This is a genomic window from Flavobacterium noncentrifugens (assembly GCF_900100375.1).
Lineage (GTDB): Bacteria > Bacteroidota > Bacteroidia > Flavobacteriales > Flavobacteriaceae > Flavobacterium > Flavobacterium noncentrifugens.
Map to the genome: position 1 here is coordinate 1 of NZ_FNEZ01000005.1, position 25,344 is coordinate 25,344.

15 protein-coding genes are annotated in these 25,344 nt (G+C 42.4%); 8 read left to right on the forward strand and 7 right to left on the reverse strand.

The genetic code is table 11. From position 1 onward, the window contains the following. The 3 genes from BLS32_RS13660 to BLS32_RS13675 all read left to right on the forward strand — a co-directional run. Positions 1-144 (forward strand): type IX secretion system membrane protein PorP/SprF (locus BLS32_RS13660; protein ID WP_139171779.1); only part of this gene is annotated, 144 nt, incomplete at its 5' end. 12 nt (positions 145-156) lie between these two features. Beyond that, positions 157-2,100 (forward strand): OmpA family protein, encoded by a 1,944-nt coding sequence (locus BLS32_RS13665; RefSeq protein ID WP_091396988.1) that lies wholly within the window; start codon positions 157-159, stop codon positions 2,098-2,100. Positions 2,101-2,525: 425 nt separating this feature from the next. Further along, entirely contained in the window at positions 2,526-2,933 is a 408-nt protein-coding gene (locus BLS32_RS13675; protein ID WP_091396996.1) for a helix-turn-helix domain-containing protein, read from the forward strand. A 321-nt stretch (positions 2,934-3,254) separates the two neighbouring features. On the opposite strand, the gene BLS32_RS13680 is transcribed toward BLS32_RS13675, so the two are convergent. Beyond that, complete coding sequence (locus tag BLS32_RS13680) at positions 3,255-3,725, reverse strand: regulatory protein RecX (protein ID WP_091396999.1); 471 nt, start codon at positions 3,723-3,725, stop codon at positions 3,255-3,257. A 267-nt stretch (positions 3,726-3,992) separates the two neighbouring features. Between BLS32_RS13680 and BLS32_RS13685 the strand changes: the two genes are divergently transcribed. From BLS32_RS13685 to BLS32_RS13695, 3 genes are all read left to right on the forward strand, one after another. Beyond that, positions 3,993-4,370 (forward strand): hypothetical protein, encoded by a 378-nt coding sequence (locus BLS32_RS13685; protein WP_091397002.1) that lies wholly within the window; start codon positions 3,993-3,995, stop codon positions 4,368-4,370. A gap of 292 nt (positions 4,371-4,662) precedes the next feature. After that, complete coding sequence (locus BLS32_RS13690) at positions 4,663-8,184, forward strand: T9SS sorting signal type C domain-containing protein (RefSeq protein WP_091397005.1); 3,522 nt, start codon at positions 4,663-4,665, stop codon at positions 8,182-8,184. A 201-nt stretch (positions 8,185-8,385) separates the two neighbouring features. After that, positions 8,386-12,591, forward strand: coding sequence for a choice-of-anchor D domain-containing protein (locus BLS32_RS13695; protein ID WP_091397008.1), 4,206 nt, complete (start codon positions 8,386-8,388; stop codon positions 12,589-12,591). Between the two features lie 67 nt (positions 12,592-12,658). Here BLS32_RS13695 and BLS32_RS13700 read toward each other — a convergent pair whose 3' ends face one another. After that, positions 12,659-14,956: a T9SS type A sorting domain-containing protein gene (locus tag BLS32_RS13700; RefSeq protein WP_091397012.1), complete on the reverse strand. Its 2,298-nt coding sequence runs from the start codon at positions 14,954-14,956 to the stop codon at positions 12,659-12,661. Between the two features lie 105 nt (positions 14,957-15,061). Then, entirely contained in the window at positions 15,062-16,726 is a 1,665-nt protein-coding gene (locus BLS32_RS13705) for a tetratricopeptide repeat protein (RefSeq protein ID WP_139171780.1), read from the reverse strand. Between the two features lie 148 nt (positions 16,727-16,874). On the opposite strand from BLS32_RS13705, the gene BLS32_RS13710 reads away from it, so the two are divergent. Continuing rightward, positions 16,875-18,137, forward strand: coding sequence for a YCF48-related protein (locus tag BLS32_RS13710; RefSeq protein ID WP_091397018.1), 1,263 nt, complete (start codon positions 16,875-16,877; stop codon positions 18,135-18,137). 224 nt (positions 18,138-18,361) lie between these two features. On the opposite strand, the gene bioB is transcribed toward BLS32_RS13710, so the two are convergent. From bioB to BLS32_RS13730, 4 genes are all read right to left on the reverse strand, one after another. Beyond that, positions 18,362-19,456, reverse strand: coding sequence for a biotin synthase BioB (gene bioB / locus BLS32_RS13715; RefSeq protein ID WP_091397021.1), 1,095 nt, complete (start codon positions 19,454-19,456; stop codon positions 18,362-18,364). 157 nt (positions 19,457-19,613) lie between these two features. Beyond that, positions 19,614-20,066, reverse strand: a complete 453-nt coding sequence (locus tag BLS32_RS13720) for a hypothetical protein (protein ID WP_091397025.1) — start codon at positions 20,064-20,066, stop codon at positions 19,614-19,616. Positions 20,067-20,224: 158 nt separating this feature from the next. After that, positions 20,225-21,535: an HTTM domain-containing protein gene (locus BLS32_RS13725; protein WP_091397027.1), complete on the reverse strand. Its 1,311-nt coding sequence runs from the start codon at positions 21,533-21,535 to the stop codon at positions 20,225-20,227. Positions 21,536-21,539: 4 nt separating this feature from the next. Beyond that, on the reverse strand, positions 21,540-22,466 hold the full coding sequence (locus tag BLS32_RS13730) for a bifunctional riboflavin kinase/FAD synthetase (protein WP_091397029.1): 927 nt from the start codon (positions 22,464-22,466) through the stop codon (positions 21,540-21,542). A gap of 177 nt (positions 22,467-22,643) precedes the next feature. Here BLS32_RS13730 and BLS32_RS13735 point away from each other — a divergent pair, with 177 nt between their 5' ends. Then, on the forward strand, positions 22,644-25,331 hold the full coding sequence (locus tag BLS32_RS13735; protein WP_091397032.1) for a zinc-dependent metalloprotease family protein: 2,688 nt from the start codon (positions 22,644-22,646) through the stop codon (positions 25,329-25,331). Positions 25,332-25,344: the final 13 nt, after the last annotated feature.

Genomic DNA, 25,344 nt, shown 5'->3' on the forward strand with positions numbered 1-25,344 from the left:
ATCACCGACGGGCTGTTTATCGGCTATGCGTATGATTACGACACGACCGATTTGAACAACTATAGCAAAGGATCACACGAGGTTTTCCTTCGTTATGAGCTCTTCAGCAACTTCAACAAAATCATATCACCCCGATTCTTCTAAAACCCGGACATCATGAAAAATAAAGTATTACTTTACATAACAATCCTGGGAGCGATGGCCTTTAACGGTTATTCCCAGAGCGGCGGCATCAAAAAGGCCGACAAGCAGTATGCCAAATACGCCTACATCGATGCGACCCAGACCTATGAGCGCGTCGCGGCCAAAGGCTACAAATCGGCAGACATGTTCCAGAAACTCGGAAACGCTTATTATTTTAATGCCGAGCTCGAGAAAGCCAATAAATGGTATGGCGAACTCTTTGCCATGGGCGGGGACATTGCACCGGAATATTATTACCGTTATGCACAAACCTTAAAATCAGCAGGCGATTACGCCAAAGCCGATCAGATGATGGTGCAGTTCAACCAGAAAGCCAGCGCCGATTTGCGCGGGCAGATCTTCAAGGACAAGCAAAACTACATGGATGTGATCAAAGCCAATTCTGGCCGTTACACCATCGGGGATGCCGGGATCAACTCGAAGTATTCTGATTACGGAAGCTCGTTCTTCGGAAAGAAACTCGTATTCACCTCTTCACGCGATACGGGAAGCTTTGCTCAGAAAAAGCACAAATGGACCAACCAGTATTTTACGAATATGTATGCTGCCGAGATCGGGAAAGACGATTCGCTCTCAAACCCTGTGAAATTCGCCAAGTCGATCAACTCGAAATTCCATGAGGCGACCCCGGTTTTCTCTAAAGACGGCAAAACGGTTTATTTCACCAGAAATAACTATAACGACGGAAAAAAAGGAAAAGATGCCAACAAGATCACGCTTTTAAAGATCTACAAAGCCACTTTAAAGGACAGCACGAACTGGTCTGACGCTACTGAAGTGCCTTTCAACAGCGATTCTTACAGTACGGCGCATCCAACCCTTAGCGCAGACGGCAAAACGATGTATTTTGCATCGGACATGCCCGGCACGCACGGACAATCGGATATCTGGAAAGTAACCATTAATGACGATGGAAGCTTCGGAACTCCGGTAAACCTGGGAACAGGCATCAATACCGAAGGAAAAGAAACCTTCCCTACGATTACCGATGAGAATGAATTGTATTTTGCCACCGACGGGCATCCCGGACTTGGCGGGCTTGACATCTTCATGTCAAAGGTCAATGCCGACGGATCTTATGGAGAACCGCAAAACATCGGGACACCGGCAAACTCGCCACAGGATGATTTTGCTTACCTGATCGATACCAAAACACGCAAGGGCTTTTTGTCTTCAAACAGAACTGGCGGACAGGGTTATGACGATATCTACAAATTCACCGAAACCCGGAAACTGATCTGCGAGCAGGTGCTTGCAGGTGTGGTGACTGATTTGGAAACCGGCGAAATATTGGCTGGGGCCAAAGTGACACTGATGGATGACAAGTTCAACAAGATCAAAGAAGTGACCTCTGATGCGGAAGGAAAATACGATTTTGGAACTGTGGAATGTGGCAAGATCTATTATGTAAGGGGCGAGAAAGAGACCTATGAGACCAAAGAGCAGAAAGTGACGATCTCTAAAGAAACAGGTAAAACCGACCTTCCGATCCAACTCGAGAAAAAAGTGAAACCGGTAACTGTAGGCGACGATTTGGCGAAAGCCTTCGGGATCAAGATCATTTACTTTGATCTGGACAAATGGGACATCAGAAGTGATGCAGCATTGGAACTCGAGAAAATCCTTGACGTGATGAAACAGTACCCAATGATGAAAATCGACGTGCGCTCGCATACCGATTCAAGACAGACCAAGAAATACAACCAGAAACTATCTGACCGCAGGGCAGCTTCAACAATCGACTGGTTAGTAGCCAACGGTGTGGATAAAGTAAGATTGACCGGAAAAGGTTACGGGGAAACCAAACTGGTGAACAAATGTGCCGATGGCGTGCAATGTACCGAAGAGGAACACCAGGCCAACAGACGCTCTGAGTTTATCATTACAGGTTTGTAAGCACAAACAATATTTTATTTGAAAAAGCATCCTTCGGGATGCTTTTTTTGTTTGCTGTTTTTGTTTTTCTAAATGGACTTAAACGAACCGGATCTCAAAAACTGCCATTTCAAGCTACCGTCATTGCGAGAGCGGCGAAGCAGCCCACAGCCACTTTTACAGATTGCCACATGAGATTGCTTCGCTGCTCTTGCAATGAGGCGGCTTTTTTTGGCGACTTTTGTGGTTGTTGTTCTGTGGGTGATCACAACTTCGCCATAGCGGGGAAGAATCAAGAAGCACCTTCAATGCCGCCCAACAGCGAATAAGAAAATGAAATTATCTCCTCCAAACCAAATATTTTAACCAAGATTTTTTAACTTTACCCCATACGCATTTTAACCATAAAGGCTTACTTTCGAGCCCTACAAAAATGGATACCAACCATGGAACAAAAAATACATCAGGGAAGAAACGTAAAACGCTTTAGAGAAATGCTGGGCATCAAACAGGAGTCATTGGCTTTTGACCTCGGGGAAGACTGGAACCAGAAGAAAATTTCGTTGCTGGAGCAAAAAGATATTATTGAATCAGATTTGTTGCGACAAATTTCAGCGGCGTTGAGGATTCCGGTGGAAGCGTTCCAGAATTTTGATGAGGAGCAGGCGGTAAATATTATTTCGAATACTTTTGATAATGGCGCTTTCTTAAATACAGGCCATACTCCAACATTCAATGTCAGTCCAATCGAAAAAATAGTCCAATTGCATGAAGAAAAGATCGCATTATACGAACGAATGCTGAAAGAAAAAGATGAGATGATGACAAGGCTGGAAAAGTTAATCGACAAATAATTTTGAATAATTCTTTTCCATATTTGCCAATATCAAATGCGAAAACATTTATAAAAAAATATTCTAATTCCATAAAGAGGCTTTCGAGTCTCTTTTTTTTTGTTACGAAAAACATAAAATCATCTATATTAGAATTAAAGAAGTACATGTAGACCCTTCTGCTTTGCATTTATTCGCAGTTGCTTCGGGGTTTCTCCGGGTTTCGTTCGGAAAATGGGCGTTTTTCCGAACGAAACCCGAAGAAAAGTGCAGCAATCCGCGGTTCAATCCAAATGGACAGCGCTTCTCAAACATACTTCAATTCGATAACAATGCAACAATTTACTTGTCCAACTCTTTCAGCCGTTCAAATACCAACTGGCTTTCAAAACCTTTCCGTAAAAGATAGTCGCAGAATTTTTTATTTTTCCTGAGTCCTTTTTCAGCCCGAAGGCTTTCCCAAAGACGCGTTGAAAGATTGTCGAAAGTGTCGAAATATTCTTCGGGTGTGATTTCTTTTAAGGCGGTATTTATATTGTATTGCGAAATGTGTCGGAAACGCAGTTCGTTTATGATACGGATTTTACCCCAATGTTTAATGCGGTGCTTTCCGCGTGCAAAGCTGCAAGCGAAGCGTTCTTCGTTCAGGAAATTGTGTGCAATGAGGTGCGCGATGATTTCGCCGGCTTCGTTTCCTGAAAGGCCAAAAGATTTAAGTTTTGCATTGACTTCGTTGTGGCAACGGTCCTGATAGGCGCAGTAATGCTCGAGTTTGCTTCGGATTTCAAGTGGCGTGGGCGTATCTTTTGACATGTTGCAAAGATAGAATTTTCTTTAAATGCTGATTTTAGAATTATCGTTTGCAGCCATATTTTAAAATTGTTGATAAATTGCCTTTTGGGTTATAAATTCAGGATGCGCGACGCAAATAAGGTGTTGATAACCTGCTGTTTTACAGGTATATTTTATCGATAAACTCCATTGCGGTTGTGTTTTAAAGAGTTTTTTATCCTTTAAACGATTTTTAGATTATTCTTCAAAAATTGTGTATATGTTTGATCTATAATTAAATCGGAGCAAATGAAAAATATATTCAACCCAGTATACAGACAGGACTATTTCGCGGGGTATTCGAGCGGGCTTAACCCATACCTTCAGTTTAACGATAAGCTTTACACCGAGGCATTCCAGTCGGGATTCCAATCGGGCAGGATGGATTATGAAGCGATGAACGGGAAGATTTCTGACGGCATTCCTGAACTGATTGTAACCACAAAAGTGTTGGAAGATTTCCTGATGGCGGGCATGCTCGGAATGGATATTGATGCAGATGATTATACGGCATTCCAGATCAGCATCATTGAAAAGTGGTATCAAAGCGGGATTGAAAAATACGATCCTAATGAAAGCATTTATCTGTTGGCGATACTCGAAAAAAATGGTATTGAAATAGGATAATTCCTAGGCTTAAGTTATAAATAAAAGGTTTGCTTGTTGCAGGCCTTTTTTGCTTTTATTGATTAACTGCTTTAGATTAAACAGGCTTTGAGAAATAAACCGCAATTAAATTTCTTACAAATCTAAAAACAAACAGTTCAAAAGGGTTCAATTATCCCAAACAATTCTTAAAAGGCGCGCATGAACGGGCTGATGTTAATAATTTCGTAATCTAAAAGCATTGATAATACGTAAATTAAGGGTAATTTTGTAGGTTCGCTTTTAAATACCACTAAATTCTAACTCCAATTAGATGAAAATTAAATTAATAATATTGTGCTTGTTTTTTGCTGTGGCCGGGTGGTCGCAGGCTGTTAATATGACTACAACTGCAAGTTACACACAATCTTTTGATACTTTAAATGTAGCCAGACCATGGACAAATGATAGTAGTATTAAGAGTTGGTATGCAAAAAAGAGTCCTACTGCAACTTTTTCTTATTTCTTAGATAATGGCGGTAATACCGCAGCTAATTTGTATAGCTATGGAACAACAGGTGCCAATGATCGTGCGTTAGGTGGTTTGACTGTGGATGCAACTCCTTATTGGGATTACGGCATGCAATTGCAGAATACTTCAGGCAATCCTATTACTAATTTTTCAGTAGCATATACTGGAGAACAATGGCGTGCTGCCAATACAGTTGGGCAAAGTTTATTCTTCTATTATAAAATCTCTACAACCCCAATTACAGATCTGACCCCAGGGGTAACCACAGGATGGACGGCTGTGTCAGCGTTAAATTTTGCAAGTCCGAAAAACACTACAGCTGGGGCGCTAGATGGAAATTTGGCTGCCAACAGAACTGTTATCGCAGCAGTTACACTTCCAACATTTACATTGCCAAACAATAGTTACATTATGATCAAATGGGAAAAAACAGATGTTTCTTCTGGTTCAAATCATGGATTGGCCATTGATGATGTAAAAGTAAATTGGACTACGGTACCTTTATGTACGGCTGTTACCGTTACTTCTGTTACTCCAACTGCAGGGCCGGTGGGAACAGAAGTTACTATAAATGCAGCTTCGGGTTTGAATGGTGCTACTGCAACATTTAATGGGATTGCAGCAACTGTAGTTTCCAATTCTGCAACTAAACTAGTAGTAACTATTCCAACTGGAGCGTCTAGCGGGAATCTTATTGTCACGAATGCTGCAGCATGTGCAGGTACACCTATTCATTACGACGTTACTAAATCTGATGTGACAAGTTGTTCCGGTAGTGCTTTGCAGAGCGATTTGTTTATCAGCGAAGTGACAGATTCCAATTATGGAGCATTAACCTATGTAGAATTATATAATAATACGGGATCATTAAAAACCTTATCAAGTTATATTTTAAAATTTGCTTTTAATGGAAATGCTTATAGTTCTACCTATACTTTTCCGACGGGCGCAAGTATTGCAAATGGGGCAACATATGTTATAGCATTCAGGGGATCGGATATATGTAGCGTTCCCGGAGGAGATGGTTCTTATGCGAATGATGTTTCTTATGTAAATGCGGGTATCAATTTCGAAACTGCTAAAAATGACCATATTGCATTGTTTTCGTCTGTAGGAAGTACTGCTATAGATGTTTGGGGTGTTTTTGGGAGCGGAAGCTGGGTTAGCGGATCGCTTGGAACCAATGGCGCAAGTTTTAAAAGAAAAAATACGGTATCAGCTCCAAGTACAATTTACAGTAATGCGGACTGGAACATTATTGATTTTGCCGGAAATGTTTGTGCCAATAATGATTATACAGATATTGGACATTACGAGGTATTCAGATCAGCACCAACGGTTAACTCTCATCCTTCAGCAACTATAGTGTGCGCTACAAAAAACATAACACTGTCTGTTACAGGAACGGAAGGTTTTTCAGGTCTGCCAGGATTGGAGTATAAATGGTATGTTGCTGCGCCTGGTGCCTCATCGTTTGTCGCAATAACGGACAATGGCACTTACAGCGGATCGGCAACACAAAATTTAACAATTACTGGAATTGCTGGATTATACGACTATCAATATTATTGCCAAATTCGTGAAAACCTGGCGACTTGTTACACGGCGTCAAATGCGTATGCAATTAAAGATATCCCTACAGCGACCTGGTCAGGGTCATGGAGTCCATCTGCGCCAACAAGTACGATGAGGGCCATATTCAACACAAGTTATTCTACTGCAACAGCAAACATCGAAGCCTGCTCGTGCGAAATAAAATCTCCTGCGGTACTAACCATTACATCAGGAAAATATGTAGAAATCCAAAATGACATCACAAACGCCGGAACCATAGACATCCAAAATAACGGAAGCCTCATCCAGGTTGATGATGCCGCTACAATAAACGGGCTTACAAAAGTGACCCGCGATACCACGCCTTATGAAGCTTATGATTTTACCTATTGGTCTTCGCCGATAACAGCAGCTGTGAATTCCACTGCTTTCAGCAATTTCCGTTACGACCATACCTACAGCTTCCTGACCGTAAATTACAGTGACCTTTTGGGGCTTGGACATGACAATGCACCGCCAAGTCCGTGGATCAATGAATCGGCATCGGCGGTACTAACTCCCGGTAGAGGATATATCGTTAGGGGAAGCTCTGCTGCGGGCGCTTTTCCAAGAACCACAAGCGCGCATTTTGACGGTATTTTGAACAATGGAGTTGTAACGGTTCCGGTGACTTTAACGGGAGATAATGTAGCTGACAGTGACGATTATAATCTTGTAGGGAATCCGTATGCATCGGCAATTTCAGCAGATAATTTTATTGATTTAAATACCAACACATCGGGAACTTTGTATTTCTGGACGCATGTCGATAACATTTCTACGGCTTATGCCTGGAGCGGATATGCGGGTTATTCTTCAGATGATTACGCCGTATATACAAAATTAGGCGGTACGGGAACACGCGGGCCAATTGTTGTACCGGGTGATCCAACATCAGGATCGACAGCTGTTCCGGCTGGAAGCATTGCTTCGGGACAAGGATTTTTTATTAAATATGATGGACCAACGCCAAGCAGTACGGTTACATTTAACAATTCGCTTCGAAGCAAAGGATATGACAATACCCAGTTTTACAAAGCCAATGGAAGCCATGAAGTGAAAGACAGGATCTGGCTTAATCTGCAGAATCCGGCCGGTATGTTCAGCCAGCAGTTGATTGGATACATTCCTGATGGAACGATCGGTTACGACAGGGGATATGATGGCTTGTTCAATAATGGTGGGAATTACATCAATTTTTATTCGCTTTCGGAAGGCGAAAAATATAAAATCCAGGGAAGACCGTCTTTTAATCTTCAGGATGCAGTAGCACTTGGGTATTCTACAATTGCAACAGGGCCATTCGAAATTTCAATAGACAACAAAGAAGGTGTTTTTGAAGATGTTGACAATGTGTATATCGAAGACAGGCTTGTGAATGTGGTGCATGATTTAAAGCAATCGCCTTATTTATTTACAACCGAAAGCGGTACATTTAACGACCGTTTTGTCCTGAAATATAAAAACCAGTCTTTAGGGAACGAAGCAATTGGAGATGCCGAAAGTGAAGTTTCCATCGTATCCGCCAAGCAAAAAGTCACCGTTCATGCGGTTGCAGTGCCAATAAAGCAAATTGCTGTTTTTGATATTTTAGGCAGGAAAGTTTATGATAGTGGCATCATTAGCCAATATGAATTTGCTGCAGACCACATTATAAATAGCCAGCAGGCCTTAATTGTAAAAGTGATTTTAGAAAACGGAAGGCAGGTAACCAAGAAGATTATGTACTAAGCTGCCTGAAAATAAAATAGTTAAATGAAAAGCCCTGGTTATTAGGGCTTTTTTAAGTTTCTATAATGATGTATTTCGTCGATTATTTTTACTGATAGTCGATTTGTTATATATGCTAACTTGCTGTAAATCTTTTATTTGTATGTTTGCCAGTCGGTGAGATAACCACATATCCCGATCCTTACAAACCCTACTTTGTTTATGAAATTAAAATTACTTTTCGGAGTACTCTTCTTTGGTATTTTTACCAATGGCTTCGCCCAACTTATTGTCACAAATGCCGCCCCAACTGCAAAAGTTGACTTTTCTGCGGCTATGCAAACCACTGTTGGATCAAATCCAAGTACGGTCTATTCAGGTGCGGGATTTGCGCCAGCCCCTACTACAGCAGGAAGGTTAAACTCAAACGCGTGGGAAGTAAAAGGATGGAGCTTTGGGACTTTGCTTTTTGGAGATACGCAAACCGTTGATGATTTTGGGCGTGGGTCTGTATCCGGAGGTGTGATCACGCCTGGGATGTATGCATTGACAACTTATCCGGGAACGGCTACAAACCCGATGCTTTTGATCCAGACAGGACCCAGTGATATGGCTCCGGGATCAGTTACGTTAAAAATCAAAAACAACGGAACAACGAATATTACACAGCTCAATTTGTCCTACAATCTTTTTGTTCAGAATGATGAAAACAGCTCCACTTCAGTAAAATTCGCACACTCTGATGACAATGTCACTTTTGTGGATGAACCTACGCTCGACTACACTTCTCCGGATGTTGCCGATGCTTTTCAGTGGGTAAATGTGTCATTAAATCCGCCATCGAGAACCCTCACGCTTAACGGTGTTACGATTGAGCCGGGCACTTCGTACTACATTCGGTGGGCTTTCGCCGATGTAACTGTTTCGGGTGACCGTGATGAATTGGGGCTGGACGACATTGAGGTTTCGGCTGTTTACGGCCCGCCCGCTCCAGAAATCAACGTGCAGTGTTATGGAAACAACCTGCTCACCGGAGATGTCACGCCAACAGTCGCTAAAGGAACTGACTTTGCGCCAATTGGATCGCCGCTTTCTACGCTGAGTTCTAACCACATCATTTCTTACTATATCTATAATTTAGGAGGTGCGCCGTTAAATATTTCCGGAATCACAATCACCGGTCCGCAGGCTTCAGATTTTACGATTATAGGTGTCCCGCCAACGGGAAACATTGCTCCCGGAGGAAGTGTCGCCGTTAACGTGAGTTTTGATCCAAGTGCTGCCGGACTTAGGCAAGCAAGGCTAAATATCAATAATAACGACAGCAACGAAAATCCGTATTTCTTCGACATTCAGGGATATGGCGTGGTACCGATTCCGGACATCCGCGTAAATGGAAATGGTGGTGCGGCTCCTTCCAATGGTTTTTCAATTGTAACCGGTGGAAGTATGGTGCCGGCACTTAACAACAATACGCAGTTTAGCAGTTTAATTGTAGGGGTACAAACAGAAGTCAAAGGGTTTAAGATCAGAAATGACTGTCCATACAATGCACCGCTAATTTTAACCGGCCCAAGTCCGTACATCACGATAACGGGAGCGAATCCGTCAGATTTCACCATACAATTGGCTCCTTATGACAGTGTCATCTACCCTGGTGAAGTCATGGATTTTTCAATAAAGTTTTCCCCAACCGCTACAGGACTAAGGTCTGCATTGATTTCTATAGCAAACAATGACCCCGATGTTTCGGGTTCTCCAATTGAAAGCCCGTTTGTATTTCTGGTTCAGGGAACCGGGGTTGCTTCAAAAATTGAGATTACAGGAAATGCACAGCCAGTTGCGAATGGCACAATCACCACTTCATTGGCAAACCATACTTTTTTCGACTATGTCAATGTGACCTCAGGTACGATTGACAGGACTTTTACAGTAAAAAACAGTGGGAACGTAGCCCTGACGCTTGGCGCGCTGACATTAACAGGAGCACAGGCTTCAGATTTCTCGATTACCGCCACACCGGCTGCTTCAGTGGCTATAGGCGCAACAACAACATTCACGATCCGTTTTGATCCTTCAGCGGTTGGATTAAGAAATGCAACGGTAAATCTCGTAACCAATGATGCTACTGCAAATCCCTTCAGGTTTGCCATCAGTGGATTTGGTGTTGATTATGTTCCATGCGCTTACGGAGTTGTGGAAACCATCGCCATCCAGAACTTTGAAACTGCCGCCGCAATCCCTAACTGGCTCTACAATTACACGGGCGCAGCTGTCTCTGGCGGTACTGCGTTCGGGCAAACAGGCGATGCCGGCAGTTCGCCAATGTTTTTAGGTACGGCAAAAAGCCTTCAGGTAACCAATGGTACCGGAGTGCTTATCATGAATGGAATCAATACGAATGCTTATAGTGATATAGAACTCAATGTTAAACTTGCTTCTTTCGGAGTTACAGCTGCCGAAGGTTCTGATGCTGCCGATAAGGTAACGGTTGCAGTGAGAACAAACAGTGCCGCACCATGGTCTGATGAGATCCAGGTTTTGGGAAATTCTGCCAGCAAGTGGTCATTTGCATCAGGTACCGGAGTTGCCGCAACTGTTTATGATGGCAATCTCGTTGCGACACAGGCAACGGCAACCGCAGGTTATGCCACGACTTCGGGATTCAGCACCATTTCACTTACAGGCTTGCCCAAAGCTGCGAATCTGGAAGTCAGGATTACATTGGTAAACGACAATGCCAATGAAATATGGGCCGTTGACAATGTAACCTTGTTTGGAAGACAAGTCGTTTCGGCGATTTGGAACGGATTAACCTGGACTCCGGGTGCGCCAACAGCAACTACAAAAGCAATCATACAAGGCCCTTACAATACTTCTTTGAATGGAGGAAACATTACAGCCTGTCAATGCGAAATCAAGGCTGGCGGAAGCGTTACCATTGCTGACGGAAACTACTTTAACTTAGGCAGTGAGCTTGATAATAACGGAACGCTCACGATTGACAACAACGGAAGTCTGGTACAGCACAACGATTCCGCAATCAACAAAGGATCGGTAAAAGTGAAGCGAAACAGTACACCAATGCGTGCTTTCGATTTTACCTATTGGTCTTCCCCGGTTGCAGGGCAGATTATGAACGTGTTTTCGCCAGAAACGAGATTTGACAAATTTTACAGCTACGATCCCGTTGCAGGTGCTTGGGTCATCCATGCAGACGGAACAGATGCAATGTTGCCTGCGGTTGGATATATTATGCGTGCGCCAGCTTCTGCAACACCGGTTCCTACAATTTACAATTTCGAATTTAATGGCGTTCCAAACAATGGTTTTATACAGACTCCGATAAAAATTGGCGGAAGCAATATGAACCTTATCGGAAATCCATATCCATCGGCAATCAATACGATTTCATTTCTGTCGAATCCGGCAAACGTGAATGTCGTAGAAGGGACGATTTATTTGTGGACGCACAACACACAAATCACAAACCTGGCCTATACTTCAGATGATTATGCGGTTTACAATTATTCAGGCTCGGTAGCAACCAGGCCGGCGATCAATTCAGGAACTACGATCACAGCGCCTACTGCGAACATCGCATCGGGACAGTCGTTTTTCATCAAAGGATTGCTTAACAATTCCCAGGTGACTTTCAGCAACAGCATGCGCGTAAATATTGGAAACAACGCATTTTTTAAAACCCAGGCCGAATTATCAGCAGAAACGATTGCCAGCAGGATCGAACAAAGCGAAAAAAACCGCGTGTGGCTGAGCCTTAAAAACAATGAAGGTGCCTTTAAGGAAATCCTTGTCGGATATATCCAGGATGCCACAAACGACATTGACAGGGGTTATGATGGAGAGGCAATTGGCGGCAATACGTATGTGAATTTTTATTCGACCGTTAACGATGCCAAACTCGCCATCCAGGGAAGGGCTTTGCCTTTTGACGACCATGAGAAAATAAGCCTGGGTTACAATTCAACGGTTAGCGGTACATTCGAAATCAGCATTGATAGTACAGACGGATTTATGGAATCTCAAAACATTTATCTTGAAGACAAAGCGCTCGGAATAATACACGACCTGAAACAATCGGCATACAGCTTTACAACCGAAGGTGGCACTTTCGACACAAGATTTGAATTGCTGTTTAGAAATGAAACCCTTGCAAATGCAGATTTTACAACCATTGATAGTTTATTGGTCGTTGCTGTTAAAGATCGTGTCATCAGTGTTTCTTCACAATTGGAAAATATTAACAGTATCAAGGTCTATGATTTATTAGGCCGTTCGGTATTTGAAACCAGTAAAGTCGGAAAGAAAATAATCTCCATAAGCCCGTCGGTTCAAAAAAACCAGGCATTAATTGTAAAAATCGTTCTTGAAAACGGACAAATTGCAACCCGAAAAATCATCTTTTAAATACTTGCTTAAGCAAAAAAAAGCTGCTCCGTTAAAAGAGCAGCTTTTTTTATAGTCTGTTTTTAAATTATTTCTTTACCAATTTCTGAACGTAATTGCGTCCGTTGGCCGTTTTTACTTTTACGACATAAATTCCGTTGCTTAACCCTGAGACATTAAAAGATTTCGACTGGCTTTCCATTACTTTCTGTCCGGATAAAGAATAAATGCTTACCGTTTCAATGGTGTCATTCGTTATCACATTTACATTTGCGACAGCGGGATTTGGATACAAACCAATTGCCGAAGAAGCCGTTGCACTTTTAACGCCAAGCGCGTCATCGTGAATTTCATATTTTACAACGCCAAGATCGCTTGTTCCAATGTAGGCATAAATGGCATCGCCGTCAAAATCATAATCCATTCCGTAAGCGTTTACATACATGAGTTCCGGAGCAGCAATCGCAGTCCAGGTTTCACCGCCGTCTGTCGTATATTGTATCGATGCAGTTTCGTTTGCATTTGCAAAAACAGTAGCTACAATGACGTTCGGGTTCAAAGGCGAATGTTTCACTCTTCTCACATCAACGCCAGGCAATACCGAAGTCCAATGTGCGCCTGAATCAACCGAATTGAAAACGCCGCGATTGCTGCACAAAGTAAATTGGTTTGCATTCAACGGGCTTTTCGCCATATCCCAGATCAGATCGGTAGCAGCATCAATATCCTCAAGTCCGTCATTTGACAAGGTCCAGGTTGTTCCGCCATCAACAGACTTGTAAAAGCCTGTTTTTTTGGTAATGTAAATCGTATTTGAATCGGCTCCCGCAACTACAATCCCGGTTACAACGCCTTCGCCAAACTCATTCACTTCAGGTGTAGCAATATCAGTCGTAACGATGTTTTCCAGATCGGTAAAATCGATTTTGGTCACGCTTCCGCCTTCGCCAGAACGCATCGAAACATAAATGATTTTATTGTTGTTTGGATCAACGGCCAGTTCCTGGATGTCATCTGAAAAAGCCTGTAAAATATTCGTTTTCGTCGCACCATAATCGGTACTCACATTAAGCGCACCGCCAAAGAATCCCATCGAAGCATAGGTAAAAACCCTTCCGGCAACCACTGGATCGGCAATGATATAATTCTTTTTTGGATTGAATGAATTTGGGTCTTCGGTATCGTAAATGTTGGTCGTTCCCGAAGCGATGTTTTTATGGAAACGTCCGCCCTGAGCGCCATAATAAAGTTCAGTGCCCGATGCATATTTCCCGACAGAAGTGCTGATGATGTTGTAAAACGGTGCCTTGATCTGCGTCAGCGCATTCGTTGTTTTATTGAAATGCTGCGGATAAAAATCGGTTGTAACCGCAATTTGATTGCTGTCAAACGGATTAAAAGAAGCCTCGATCCCGTAGTAATAGTCCATCGCAATTCCGACAGGATAAACGATATTGCTCCAGGTTTCGCCATTGTTGGTCGTTCGTACGATCTCATTTTCTTCAAGCGCTATGATTTCCTGCGGGTTCGCCGGATTGAACTGTATAGAAGTGATGTTGTTTAAAGTTTCATCTGTCCAAACAATATTTTGCGCCTGCCATGTTGCGCCGCCGTCAGCCGAACGAAATATATTTTCGGGATGGATTCCGAAACCGATCGATGAACCCACAAAAATATCATTGCTGTTTCCTGGATTAAACGAAATCGGGTCAAGCGTTACGCCTTCAAGTGTTTGCGTCCAGCTGCCTCCGGAATTTAATGAAATCCACAAGCCGCCGTCAACTCCGGTATCGCCATTTCCCCTGGCAAGAAGTATTTTCTTGTTGTCTGTCGGGCTGATAGCGACGTTGTTTACAAAAACATTGTCGTTGTCAACGGTATAGTAAATCTCGCTCCAGTTTGCACCGCCATCCTGGGTGTAAAATGTTTTTCCCTGGCTTGAAAATCCAAAAGGAAAACCGGTGTCAGCCACCATTACTGTTCCGGTCGAATCAAATAAACTGTAAGAGCTGTAATAACTTGCGCCTGCACCTTCCACATTGTTCTGGGGTACAGGAACCGAAGCGGTAATCGTATTGGTCGCAAGGCTGTAAATGTAAAGTGTTGTGCGCGTTGAGAAAGACAGGCTGTTGTGATCTGGGGTCAGTTTTAAATCGTCGATAAAAAAACTTTCGGGATGCGAATACAAAACAGACCAGCTTTGCCCATTATCTGTAGAAACTACAATGTGATTGCCTTGTGTTGCTGCGTATAATTTATTTTGGATGTTCGCGTCATACGTCACGTTCATCAGTTTGCCAAAATCTTTTGAAGCTTCAAAGCTGGTTTGCGCCTGGAGGTAAAATCCCGATATCAGCATGAAGGCCATGATTGTAATTTTTTTCATTGTTATTTAGGTTTTTTAGTTTCCATAAATGTTCAGAAAAAACACGGTTAAATCAAAAATTAAAGGCGGACAAAGCGTGACATCCTTACAGACAAAGCGTGATTGCTATAAAGAAGTGAGGTAATCGTAGAAATTTACGTCAGGCGGCAAATCCATTTTTGCTGAGATGCGTTCCTTTCTTTTGCGGCAGGCTTCGGCGGTAACGTTGAGCATCGAAGCAATTTCTTTGGTACTCAAATTCATGTAAATATAGGAAATGAAACGGATGTCGTTTGCAGTCAGTCCCGGATGTTTCGCTTTGAGCGTATTTAAGAAAGTCTGGTTGACTTCTTCAAAGTGGGTGATGAAATTGTTCCATTCGTCATCGGTTTTCAAATGGTTTTTTAAGGCCGTAATGTGGCTGACCAATGGCACATCTTTCGAAAGCTGCGGCAACGCAGTAAGTTCCGACAATACTTCTTCGATCATCTGGTTCCTTCCGGAGAGGTAAAGCGCTTTCGCCGACAATTTGCGGTTTTTGAGTTCGAGCTCATTTTTGAGGCGCTCCTGTTCGAGCAGTGCGTTGGTTTCTTTCTCAATGAATTGTTTTTCGAGCAGCAGGTTGTCGCTTTTTTCTTTTTCAAGTTCCAGGGCAAGAATTTGCTCGCTGCGTTCTGCAATGAGTTTGTTCTGTTTGTGTTTGATGGATAAATTCCTGAACGTCCATACTACAAAAAAGACCACGATAATAATAATCGCGAGCACCGAATAAAAAATCCTGCGCTCGTTGGACATTTTGGTTTCGTTGAGTGCGATTTCGTTTCGGTAATTCTGGATTTCAAATTTTACTTTGCTATTCTCAAAAAGTTTCCCGTTTTTGATTTCATTGAGCGCAACGGTTGCTTTAAGAATGGAATCCCTGAAATTTAAGGCTGGGCCAAAAGCTTTGTTTTTCGAATATTGATCCGAAAGCAATTCAAAAACGGCTATTTTGGTTTCTAAGTTTGGATTGGCTATAAGGACTTTATTGGCATTGGCAATTGCCATTTCAGTATTGTTTTCAGCAGCATACGATCTTGCGATGATCATTAAAATGGAAGTGCCAACATCGTTGAACTGAAGGTCTTTCGTTGTCTTGAGCAGCTCTTCGGCAGTTTTTCGCGCCAGTTCCGGATGATTTTGCTGGCGGTCGCATTCGGCAATCCCTATTTTAGCAAGAACGAGAAACTGCGGCTCATTTTTTAAAAGCGGCAAAGCTTCATTAAAGTAAGTACGTGCCAGCTTTGGATTGTCCATTTCATTCGACACATTTCCGAGGTTCATTGCATACAATCCAATTTTTACCTCTTCCTTATTTTCTTTGGCAATGTTGTAGGCTTTCGTAAAATATTCAATCGCTTTGTCATACTTTTTTTCCTTCGAATATAAAATAGCGATGTTGTTGAGCACCGTCATTTCGTATTTTGGTTCCAGTTCTTTGATTGCAATCGTATACGCTTCGAGGTAAAAATTCAGGGCTTCACCATATTCAAGCATCGAATAATAATTGGCGCCAATATTATTGATGGCCAGGAATTGCTGTTTGTACCAATGGTTTTTCTCTGCAAGTACGCGCGCCTGCGTGAGCAATTCAAGTGAATGCACATATTCGTTGCGGCGCATCGCATCAATTCCGTTCTGGATCAGCGCGTCGCACTTTTCAGTACCCAATGCTGCCGATTGAAAACCCCACAACAAACAGCATAGCAGCATGCAAAGCCAGGCTTTCGGAACGGATGATTTTTGATACATGGAGTAATGCGGTTTGGAACGTAAAAATACATAAAAATCAACAGCATGTTGCAGCGAATCCTGAATATCGAAATTGCATTTATTCAGCACATTATCGTTTTAAAGCAAAATTATATTTAGATTTGAGGCAAAATTAAATCGCGCAATCATGAAGATAAAATTACTTGGTGCAGCATGGCTTTTGGCATTGGCTTTTCCTGCATTTTCTCAGGCCACCTGGCATGAGCTTCCCAGCATTCCGCAATCCCAATCGCGCTATGACGATATTTTCTTCTTAAACCCTGATTTGGGATGGGCGGCAGATGGCTGGGGATCGGCAGTATACAAAACGACAGATGGCGGCCAAAACTGGCAGCAGGAAAATGTTTCAACAGAAGAATATTACAGGAATATCGAATTCCTGAATGAGAATATTGGCTTTTTAGGAAGTCTTTCCCATAATTTTTATAAAACCATAGACGGCGGAAATACCTGGACAACCGTAACGAATATTCCCGGAGATGTTCCTGCAATTTGCGGACTGGATGCAGTAGGCGATCACACGATTTATGGCTGCGGTGCTTACTTTGGGCCGGCTTATGTAATTAAATCTGTTGACAGCGGAAATACCTGGCAATATATCGACATGAGCGCTTACGCCGAAAAATTGGTTGAAGTGTTGTTTGTAGATGAAAATACAGGTTATGCTTCGGGTTCCGATTTGACTGGCGGCGTAGTGTTAAAGACGACCAACGGCGGCACTTCATGGACGAAATTATACAGCACCGGAATCGTGGGCGAATACGTTTGGAAATTGCAGCGATTGGCTTCAAACACCCAAATTATGTTCGGATCGGTAGAATCAGTTGCACCATTAAATGGGAAACTTATCAAATCAGTAGATGGCGGAGTGAATTGGGTTTCTAAAGAAGTTCCTGACAGCGATATTCAGGCTGTTGGATTTTTAACCGAAAACCACGGCTGGATGGGCGGGCACCATACCGGATTTCTTGAAACGTTTGATTCAGGCAATACCTGGATTGATACCGGACTCGGGATCAGCTTGAACCGGATCCAGTTTTTAGGCGACAACCTGGCTTACTGTTCAGGAAACCACATTTATAAATTTTCAGATGAAAACCTTTCTATAAGTGAAACTGCGAAACCAAAAGTCCACGATCTTGATGTGAAAGTACACCCAAATCCACTAAGGAATAATTTGGATTTCACAGTCGATTTTCCAAAAGCAAACCATTTGATCATCAGCATTTTTGATACACAGGGCAAGTTGGTGAAAATGCTGCAGAAAGAAACGATTTCAGTACCAGGTAAAAAAGAATACAGTTTCCCGTTTCCTTATAAAGCGGGGGCTTATTTCCTGAGCCTGCACCACGACATTGGCGCACAATCGGTCAAGCTGATTAAAAAATAGTATTGTCCTGGAATAGTGCTTGATTTTTAAATTTCAATGATTCGAATGCAATCAGCCACGAATCCAGAATTTAACCATTAAAAGCAGTAAGGAATTACGACATTGTGCCTTAATACTCTTAATGGTTCAGAAAACAATCAGAATGACAATTGTCCATAAAGAACATGCATTTTAGTTTTCCTTTTAAAATAAAAAAATCCTCTTCGTTTTGAAGAGGATTTTTTTTAAACTGTCGTATTGATTTTTCCTGAAGCTTCTAGGTTTCTTTCAATCGCATGTCCTGGTCTCGACCATTTTGGTTTTTCACCCAATGACTGAAATTGAGAATCTTCGGCTTCAACCGTTTTTGGCTGCGATACTTTCGTAAAGGCTTTTTGCGGATTCAACCCGAGCATTTCAAACATTTTCATGTCTTCATTCACATCGGGATTTGGCGTTGTCAGCAGTTTATCGCCTGCGAAAATCGAATTGGCACCGGCAAAAAAGCACATCGCCTGGCCTTCGCGGCTCATGTTCATTCTTCCTGCTGAAAGGCGCACCTGGGTTTCAGGCATGACGATTCTGGTGGTGGCAACCATTCGGATCATTTCCCAGATCTCGATTGGTTTTTCTTCTTCCATCGGAGTTCCTTCAACGGCAACAAGCGCGTTGATCGGCACCGACTCTGGCTGCGGACTCAAAGTCGCCAAAGCCACGAGCATTCCTGCGCGGTCTTCAATACTTTCGCCCATTCCGATAATTCCGCCGCTGCAAACCGTTACGTTAGTTTTGCGTACATTTTCAATCGTTTTCAAACGGTCTTCAAATCCGCGGGTAGAAATCACTTCTTTATAATATTCTTCTGAGGTATCAAGGTTATGGTTGTAAGCATACAACCCGGCTTCAGCCAAACGCTGCGCCTGGTTTTCAGTGATCATACCGAGTGTACAGCACACTTCCATATCGAGTTTGTTGATCGTACGAACCATTTCCAGAACCTGGTCAAATTCTGGTCCGTCTTTTACATTTCTCCACGCCGCACCCATGCAAACACGCGAAGATCCACTTGATTTGGCACGCAATGCCTGTGCTTTTACTTGGCTCACCGACATCAAATCATTGCCTTCCACTTTTGTATGGTAACGTGCTGCCTGTGGGCAATAGCCACAGTCTTCAGGGCAGCCGCCGGTTTTGATTGACAATAAGGTAGAAACCTGAACGACATTTGGATCGTGGTGTTCGCGATGAATTGACGCTGCTTCGAAAAGCAAATCCATCATTGGTTTGTTATATATGGCGATAATTTCGTCTTTGGTCCAGTCGTGTTTTGTTGTACTCATAGCTCCGATTTTAAGATTGTCAAAAGTAGGTAATTCCAGTTTAAACAGAAAGTTTCTGAGTTAAAGTTTGAATCCGCACATCAATATGGAATAAATATAAATGAGGTTTATACAGCATTGAAACTGCATAAACCTCATAATTTTTTTGATGATTTATTTAATCTACTTTGTTAATGACTTCGACTTTATCCTTCCAGTACTGCATCAGGCAGAACGAAACGATTAGTGAAGCTGCTGTGGATTCAAACAACAATCCGATGCAATACTGCTGGATCGACAATTCGCCACCTCCGAAAATAAAACTGTCGGCAAGATTTTTTAAATACGGCTCGCCGCCTTTGAACTGGATGTAAGCCAACAAACAGGCAATGCTTAAAATAGCGCCGATCATTGAAGTGACAATGGCAGAAAGCAGATTTTTATTGTATCCGCGGATGCCATCGGCCTGGTTCATGCTGATGGTGCGGTTTACACCGTAGGCAACGATCAGTATGTTTAATATCCGAAGCATGAAAATGTGCGAAAGCCCCATAAAATCAAGAATCAGGAAGTAAATTCCGATGCCTAAAAAAATGATGATTCCGTTTATGAGTTCCCTGGAAAATTTCATAATAAATTGGTTTTGTTTTATCAGCAAAGCTGATAATGGTTAGACTTAATAATGATGGATTTACCCAAATTTACTAAAAAATTATGTTTTCACTAGTACAAATTCAGCTTTAATAAAAATTTATAGGCTAAAAGGCAGAAGAAATGGTTAAAGTATAATTATTTGTCGTTTTGATATAACAAAAGCCACTCGTCGTGATCGAAGAAATTCCACTTTGCATTGGCAAGATCAACATTCGGATCAATAAAGGTCTGAGACGGGCCGGCATTTACCGAAACTGAAGCATTCACAAAGACGCTAACATCTTTTCCCTGAAGCGCATATTCTTTTTTGATATGCTGCGCCATCTGCCAAATGCCATCGGGCTTTGTCGTGACGAAATTTCGCTGTTTCGGATTCAGTTTCTGATAATTGTAATACGATTCTTCCTTGGTTTTTTTATCGACGACCCGATAGGCAGCACTGCCCGAACGTTGGCGAAGCATCATCCGCCAACTTAACCGATGGCCTTCTTCTGTCCACAGCACATCGCCCTTGATCAGGTAATGGCGAAGCGGGAGCGAAAGCTGTACGATAAAATAAGGAATGAAAAAATACAGCAATCTGACTTGATTTTCAAAATGGTAATCATCAGGCTGTATTGCCGGTTTTTTTCTGAGAAATATGGTTCTGATGCGATCTGCCGGATAAAAAAAGACTACAAAGCTCAATGCAAAAAATGGGAAGATGCCAATACGCAATACCGATGCATTGAATAAATGAAATAAAAGCGCAGCGATAAAGGCGGCCGTCCGGGTTCGTTTCCATAGTAAAAGCGGCACGATCAGCAAATCGAATGCAATGCCCGACCAGGCAATAAACAAATGAAACCAATGCTGTGCAAACAAGCCTCTTAAAAATTCCGGATGGTGCTCGCCGCCAAGCAGCAGCCTTATAAAAGTGCCGTCGAGCCATTGCAGATACAATTTAGAAATGACCGCAAAAAAGTAAACAATCGCAATCTGGAAAACCATAATCCCCGAATACCATTGTGGCATTGCATCAAGCTGGATTTTTGAATTTCGCTTTACGTCGAGCGAAGCATAACGGTTCGCAGGAAGGAAAAGCATGATGATGCATACAAGCAGCAACAGGTAATAATGATTGTTGTAAGCTTCTTTCTGCATTAAATACACACCGGCCCATAAAATCGTAAAAAGACCAAGACTGATGCGGTATCGGTAGCCCAGCATCACTGCAAACCCTAGCAGGCTCATGGCCAGGAAATAAAAATACATGCCACTGCCTGGAAGCGGCTGCAGCCATTCGAACCCAATATGGGAAAAAGTGAATTCGGGATCGATCATGACATTTTTGACCCAGCCAGTAAAAATGGCTCCTAAGGTTTCGGCAAAAAGCAGGAATCCAAAGAAAATCCGGAAAATGACTAAGGGCGCAATGTCAATGGGCTTGCAGCATTTTCGGAACATAAAATCATTTGTTTATAAATGCAAGCGCATTTAATTTGTCATTGGCCAGTTGTTGCTTCAGCAGGTCTAAGGAAGCAAATTTTTGTTCGTCGCGCAGGAAATGCAACACAAAAATTTCAAGTTCCTGATCGTATAAATCGGCATTTGTATCAAAAAAGTGGACTTCAACGCTAAGTGCCGTTCCGCCAACTGTTGGATTGTTGCCAATGTTCATCATCCCAAAAACGGTTTGTCCGCCAATGGTGCTTTTCACGGCATAAACCCCGATTTTCGGCAGCAATTTGTAATCGTCTTTGATGCTGATGTTTGCTGTTGGGTAACCAATGGTCCTTCCGAGCTGTTTTCCTTTTACGACCGTTCCGCTAAGGAAATAATCATAACCGAGATACTGCCGCGCCAATGCGGTGTTTCCTTCGTGCAGCGCATTCCGGATTTTGGTCGAACTCACAGAAACCTCGTCGATTTCCTGTGCTGATATCTGCTCGACCTCAAACCCGTACTGTTCGCCAAAAACGATCAGGTCATTGATGTCTGCCGTGCGGTTTCGGCCAAAACGGTGGTCGTGGCCGATGATTATTTTCTGGATGTTGAATTTGGCTACAAGAACATCGGCAACGAATTCTTCGGCGGTAAGCCTTGAAAAATTTTCATCGAATGGATGAATGATGAGGTTTTCGAGTCCGGTGTTTTCCAGCAAAAGAATTTTTTCTGCCATGGTATTGAGCAGTTTAATCTCTGATTTTTCCTGAAGCACCATTCGCGGATGCGGGTAAAATGTCAGGATCAGGCTTTCGCAGCCGCTTGCCTGCGCGTTCTGGATCAATTTTTCGATGATTTTTTTATGCCCAATATGGACACCGTCAAAAGTACCAAGGGTAACGATTGTTTTCTTATCGGAATTAAAATCACTGATGGACTGAAAAATTTTCAAAGCATTCGAGTTAAGATTGCGAATTTAAGGCAAAGACTTCAATAATCAAATATTGAATGGGACCTTTTCAAAAACGCGTACTGAGGTCATAAATAGCAACATGTGTTAAAAAATATGGGGTAAACCCTTGAATTAAAATTTTATATTACTTTTACTTCCTATTTTAAAAATCTAAAAATGAAAAAATTAATACTTTTTGTAGCTGCTGTACTCCTTTTTTCGGGGAATGGGTATGGCCAGCAATTGTGGAGTAAGGTTTCAAGACCTGAAGCAATTACTTCTGAAATCCTGCCAAGGGATACGCATCCGGCGGCTTATCAGATTTATGCTTTGAACATGGAATTGCTGAAATCAAAACTTGCAGCAGCGCCGTCAAGATTGCTTCAGACAAATTCAAATGTAATCATTGCATTCCCAAATGCTGAAGGAAAAATGCAAAATTACAAGATGTACGAAGCTTCGGTAATGGCTCCTGAATTGGCAGCCAGACATCCTGAAATCCAGTCTTATGTAGGAACAGGAATCGATGATCCGACAGCTTCTATCAGAATAACAACCACACTTTTTGGATTGCATACGATGACGCTTTCAGCTCACGGAACAAATTATATCGATCCCTATTCAAAAGATTTAAAAAATTATATCGTCTACGATCGCGAAGGGCTTACTTCTACTAAAAAACATACTTGTGGCGTAAAAGAACCGGGCATTGATTTGAACGGTGAAGTTACTGAAGGGCCGCTTTTTCGTGCCAACAACAGTTTATTTAAAACCTACCGTCTTGCAATGGCATGTACTATTGAATATGCCGCTTATCACGTGAATGCTGCCGGACTTTCCGGGGGAACATTGGCACAGAAAAAAGCTGCGGTATTGGCAGCAATGACCGTTACCATGGCCAGGGTTAATGGTGTTTATGAAAGAGATATGGCTTTGACTATGGTGCTTATCCCAAATAATGAAGATATTATTTTTATTACTTCTGATGAATTTGACAATCAAAATTCTGCACCCGAATATCCTTTGTTAGCCCAAAGCCAAACGGTTATTGATAATGTAATCGGTACTGCAAATTACGATATCGGGCATACGGTAAGTACTGGTGCCGGTGGTGTTGCTACTCCGCAAGGGCCATGCAATGCGACTAAAGCGAGAGGAATTACAGGAACTGATTCTCCGGTTGGAGATCCGTACGACATTGACTATGTAGCACACGAAATGGGACACCAATGGGGATGTTCACATACCTTTAATAGTGACCAGGATAGTTGTGGCGGTGGAAACAGAGTTACCTCTTCGGCATTCGAACCTGGAAGCGGAACAACAATTATGGCTTATGCAGGAATTTGTGCCCCGGATAACGTGCAACTGCACTCAGATGCTTATTTCCATGCAAGAAGCCTCATACAAATGCAGTCTTTTGTAAATGGAGGAGGAAATTGTGGTGTTATTTTAGCCAATGGAAATACTCCTCCGGTAGTAAGTGCAGGAAGTAATTATACAATTCCTTTTGGAACAGCATTTGTCCTTACAGGATCTGCAACGGATGTAAATGACGATGCGCTGACCTATTGCTGGGAACAGTATAATTTTCAGATTTCAGAGCAGCCGCCATTGGCGACAAATACGGTAGGGCCAAGTTTCAGGTCTTATTCGCCAACTACATCGCCATCAAGATATTTTCCAAAACTCTCTGATATTCTTGCAAATAATTTAACGCCAACATGGGAAGCAGTACCAAGCGTTGCAAGAACAATGATCTTTTCATTGGTGGTGAGAGACAACAGAATGCCATTAGGCGGGCAAACGGAAAGGTCAACAATGACACTGACTTATGCCAATACAGGTCCGTTCAAAGTGACCTCACAAGCGGCATCAGTGACCTGGGCGAAAAATTCAGATCAGGTGGTTACGTGGGATGTTGCAGGTACAGATGCAAACGGGATAAATACTTCGGCTGTAAATATTAAATTGTCTATTGACGGAGGGCTTACTTTCCCATACACACTTGCTGAAAATACGGCAAACGATGGTAACGAAACGATCATTGTTCCTGATACACCAGCATCACAAAATTGCCGTATTAAAGTAGAAGCAGTTGGAAATGTATATTTTGCAATCAACACAGCAAAAGTACTGATTGGCTATGAAATTGTTAACAGTTGTACGACTTATGCTTATGCCGGTGCAGCTTTTGCATTGCCAGACAGTACAACTTACACTCAAAAAACAATTAATGTGCCAACAACAGGGGTTATTACCGACGTGAATGCCACTGTAAATGCCACACATGCAAATATTCAAAACCTGAATATTGTATTGCAAAAACCAGGAGGAGGAAACGTTGTATTGTTTAACCAGCAATGTTCCGGAAGTTCAAATATGAACGTTACTTTCGACAGCCAGGCTTCAGCAATTGTTTGCAGCAGTCCGTTAGAAGGAACTTTCGCGCCAACCGTAGCAACAGCGCTTAATGCTTTCAACGGTTCTAGCCCAACAGGAAACTGGACATTTGCTTTCAGGGATATGGTTGCCGGAACGACAGGTACGATCAATTCCTTTTCAGTAACGGTATGTACACAGGAAATAAGATTGCTTGCAGCAGAAAATTTTGAATTCAAGGATTTCGCCTTGTATCCAAATCCGAATGCAGGAAACTTTACCGTTCAATTCAAGTCAGCATCAAACCAAAAAATCAACATCCTGGTTCATGACCTAAGCGGAAGAAAGATTTTTGATAAATCATACAGCAATACCGGAATGTTCTCTCAAAACCTGCAATTGGACAAAGCGGCTTCAGGAGTTTACCTGGTGTCGGTTACCGATGGCGACAAGAAAATTGTCAAAAGGATTTCAGTGAAATAATTTAATTCACTTA

Coding starts and splice junctions, on each gene's coding strand:
- BLS32_RS13695 (WP_091397008.1), top strand. CDS start 8,386: ATGAAATTAAAATTACTTTTCGGAGTACTCTTCTTTGGTATTTTTACC.
- BLS32_RS13735 (WP_091397032.1), top strand. CDS start 22,644: ATGAAAAAATTAATACTTTTTGTAGCTGCTGTACTCCTTTTTTCGGGG.
- BLS32_RS13685 (WP_091397002.1), top strand. CDS start 3,993: ATGAAAAATATATTCAACCCAGTATACAGACAGGACTATTTCGCGGGG.
- BLS32_RS13705 (WP_139171780.1), bottom strand. CDS start 16,726: ATGTATCAAAAATCATCCGTTCCGAAAGCCTGGCTTTGCATGCTGCTA.
- BLS32_RS13690 (WP_091397005.1), top strand. CDS start 4,663: ATGAAAATTAAATTAATAATATTGTGCTTGTTTTTTGCTGTGGCCGGG.
- bioB (WP_091397021.1), bottom strand. CDS start 19,456: ATGAGTACAACAAAACACGACTGGACCAAAGACGAAATTATCGCCATA.
- BLS32_RS13720 (WP_091397025.1), bottom strand. CDS start 20,066: ATGAAATTTTCCAGGGAACTCATAAACGGAATCATCATTTTTTTAGGC.
- BLS32_RS13710 (WP_091397018.1), top strand. CDS start 16,875: ATGAAGATAAAATTACTTGGTGCAGCATGGCTTTTGGCATTGGCTTTT.
- BLS32_RS13725 (WP_091397027.1), bottom strand. CDS start 21,535: ATGTTCCGAAAATGCTGCAAGCCCATTGACATTGCGCCCTTAGTCATT.
- BLS32_RS13680 (WP_091396999.1), bottom strand. CDS start 3,725: ATGTCAAAAGATACGCCCACGCCACTTGAAATCCGAAGCAAACTCGAG.
- BLS32_RS13665 (WP_091396988.1), top strand. CDS start 157: ATGAAAAATAAAGTATTACTTTACATAACAATCCTGGGAGCGATGGCC.
- BLS32_RS13700 (WP_091397012.1), bottom strand. CDS start 14,956: ATGAAAAAAATTACAATCATGGCCTTCATGCTGATATCGGGATTTTAC.
- BLS32_RS13675 (WP_091396996.1), top strand. CDS start 2,526: ATGGAACAAAAAATACATCAGGGAAGAAACGTAAAACGCTTTAGAGAA.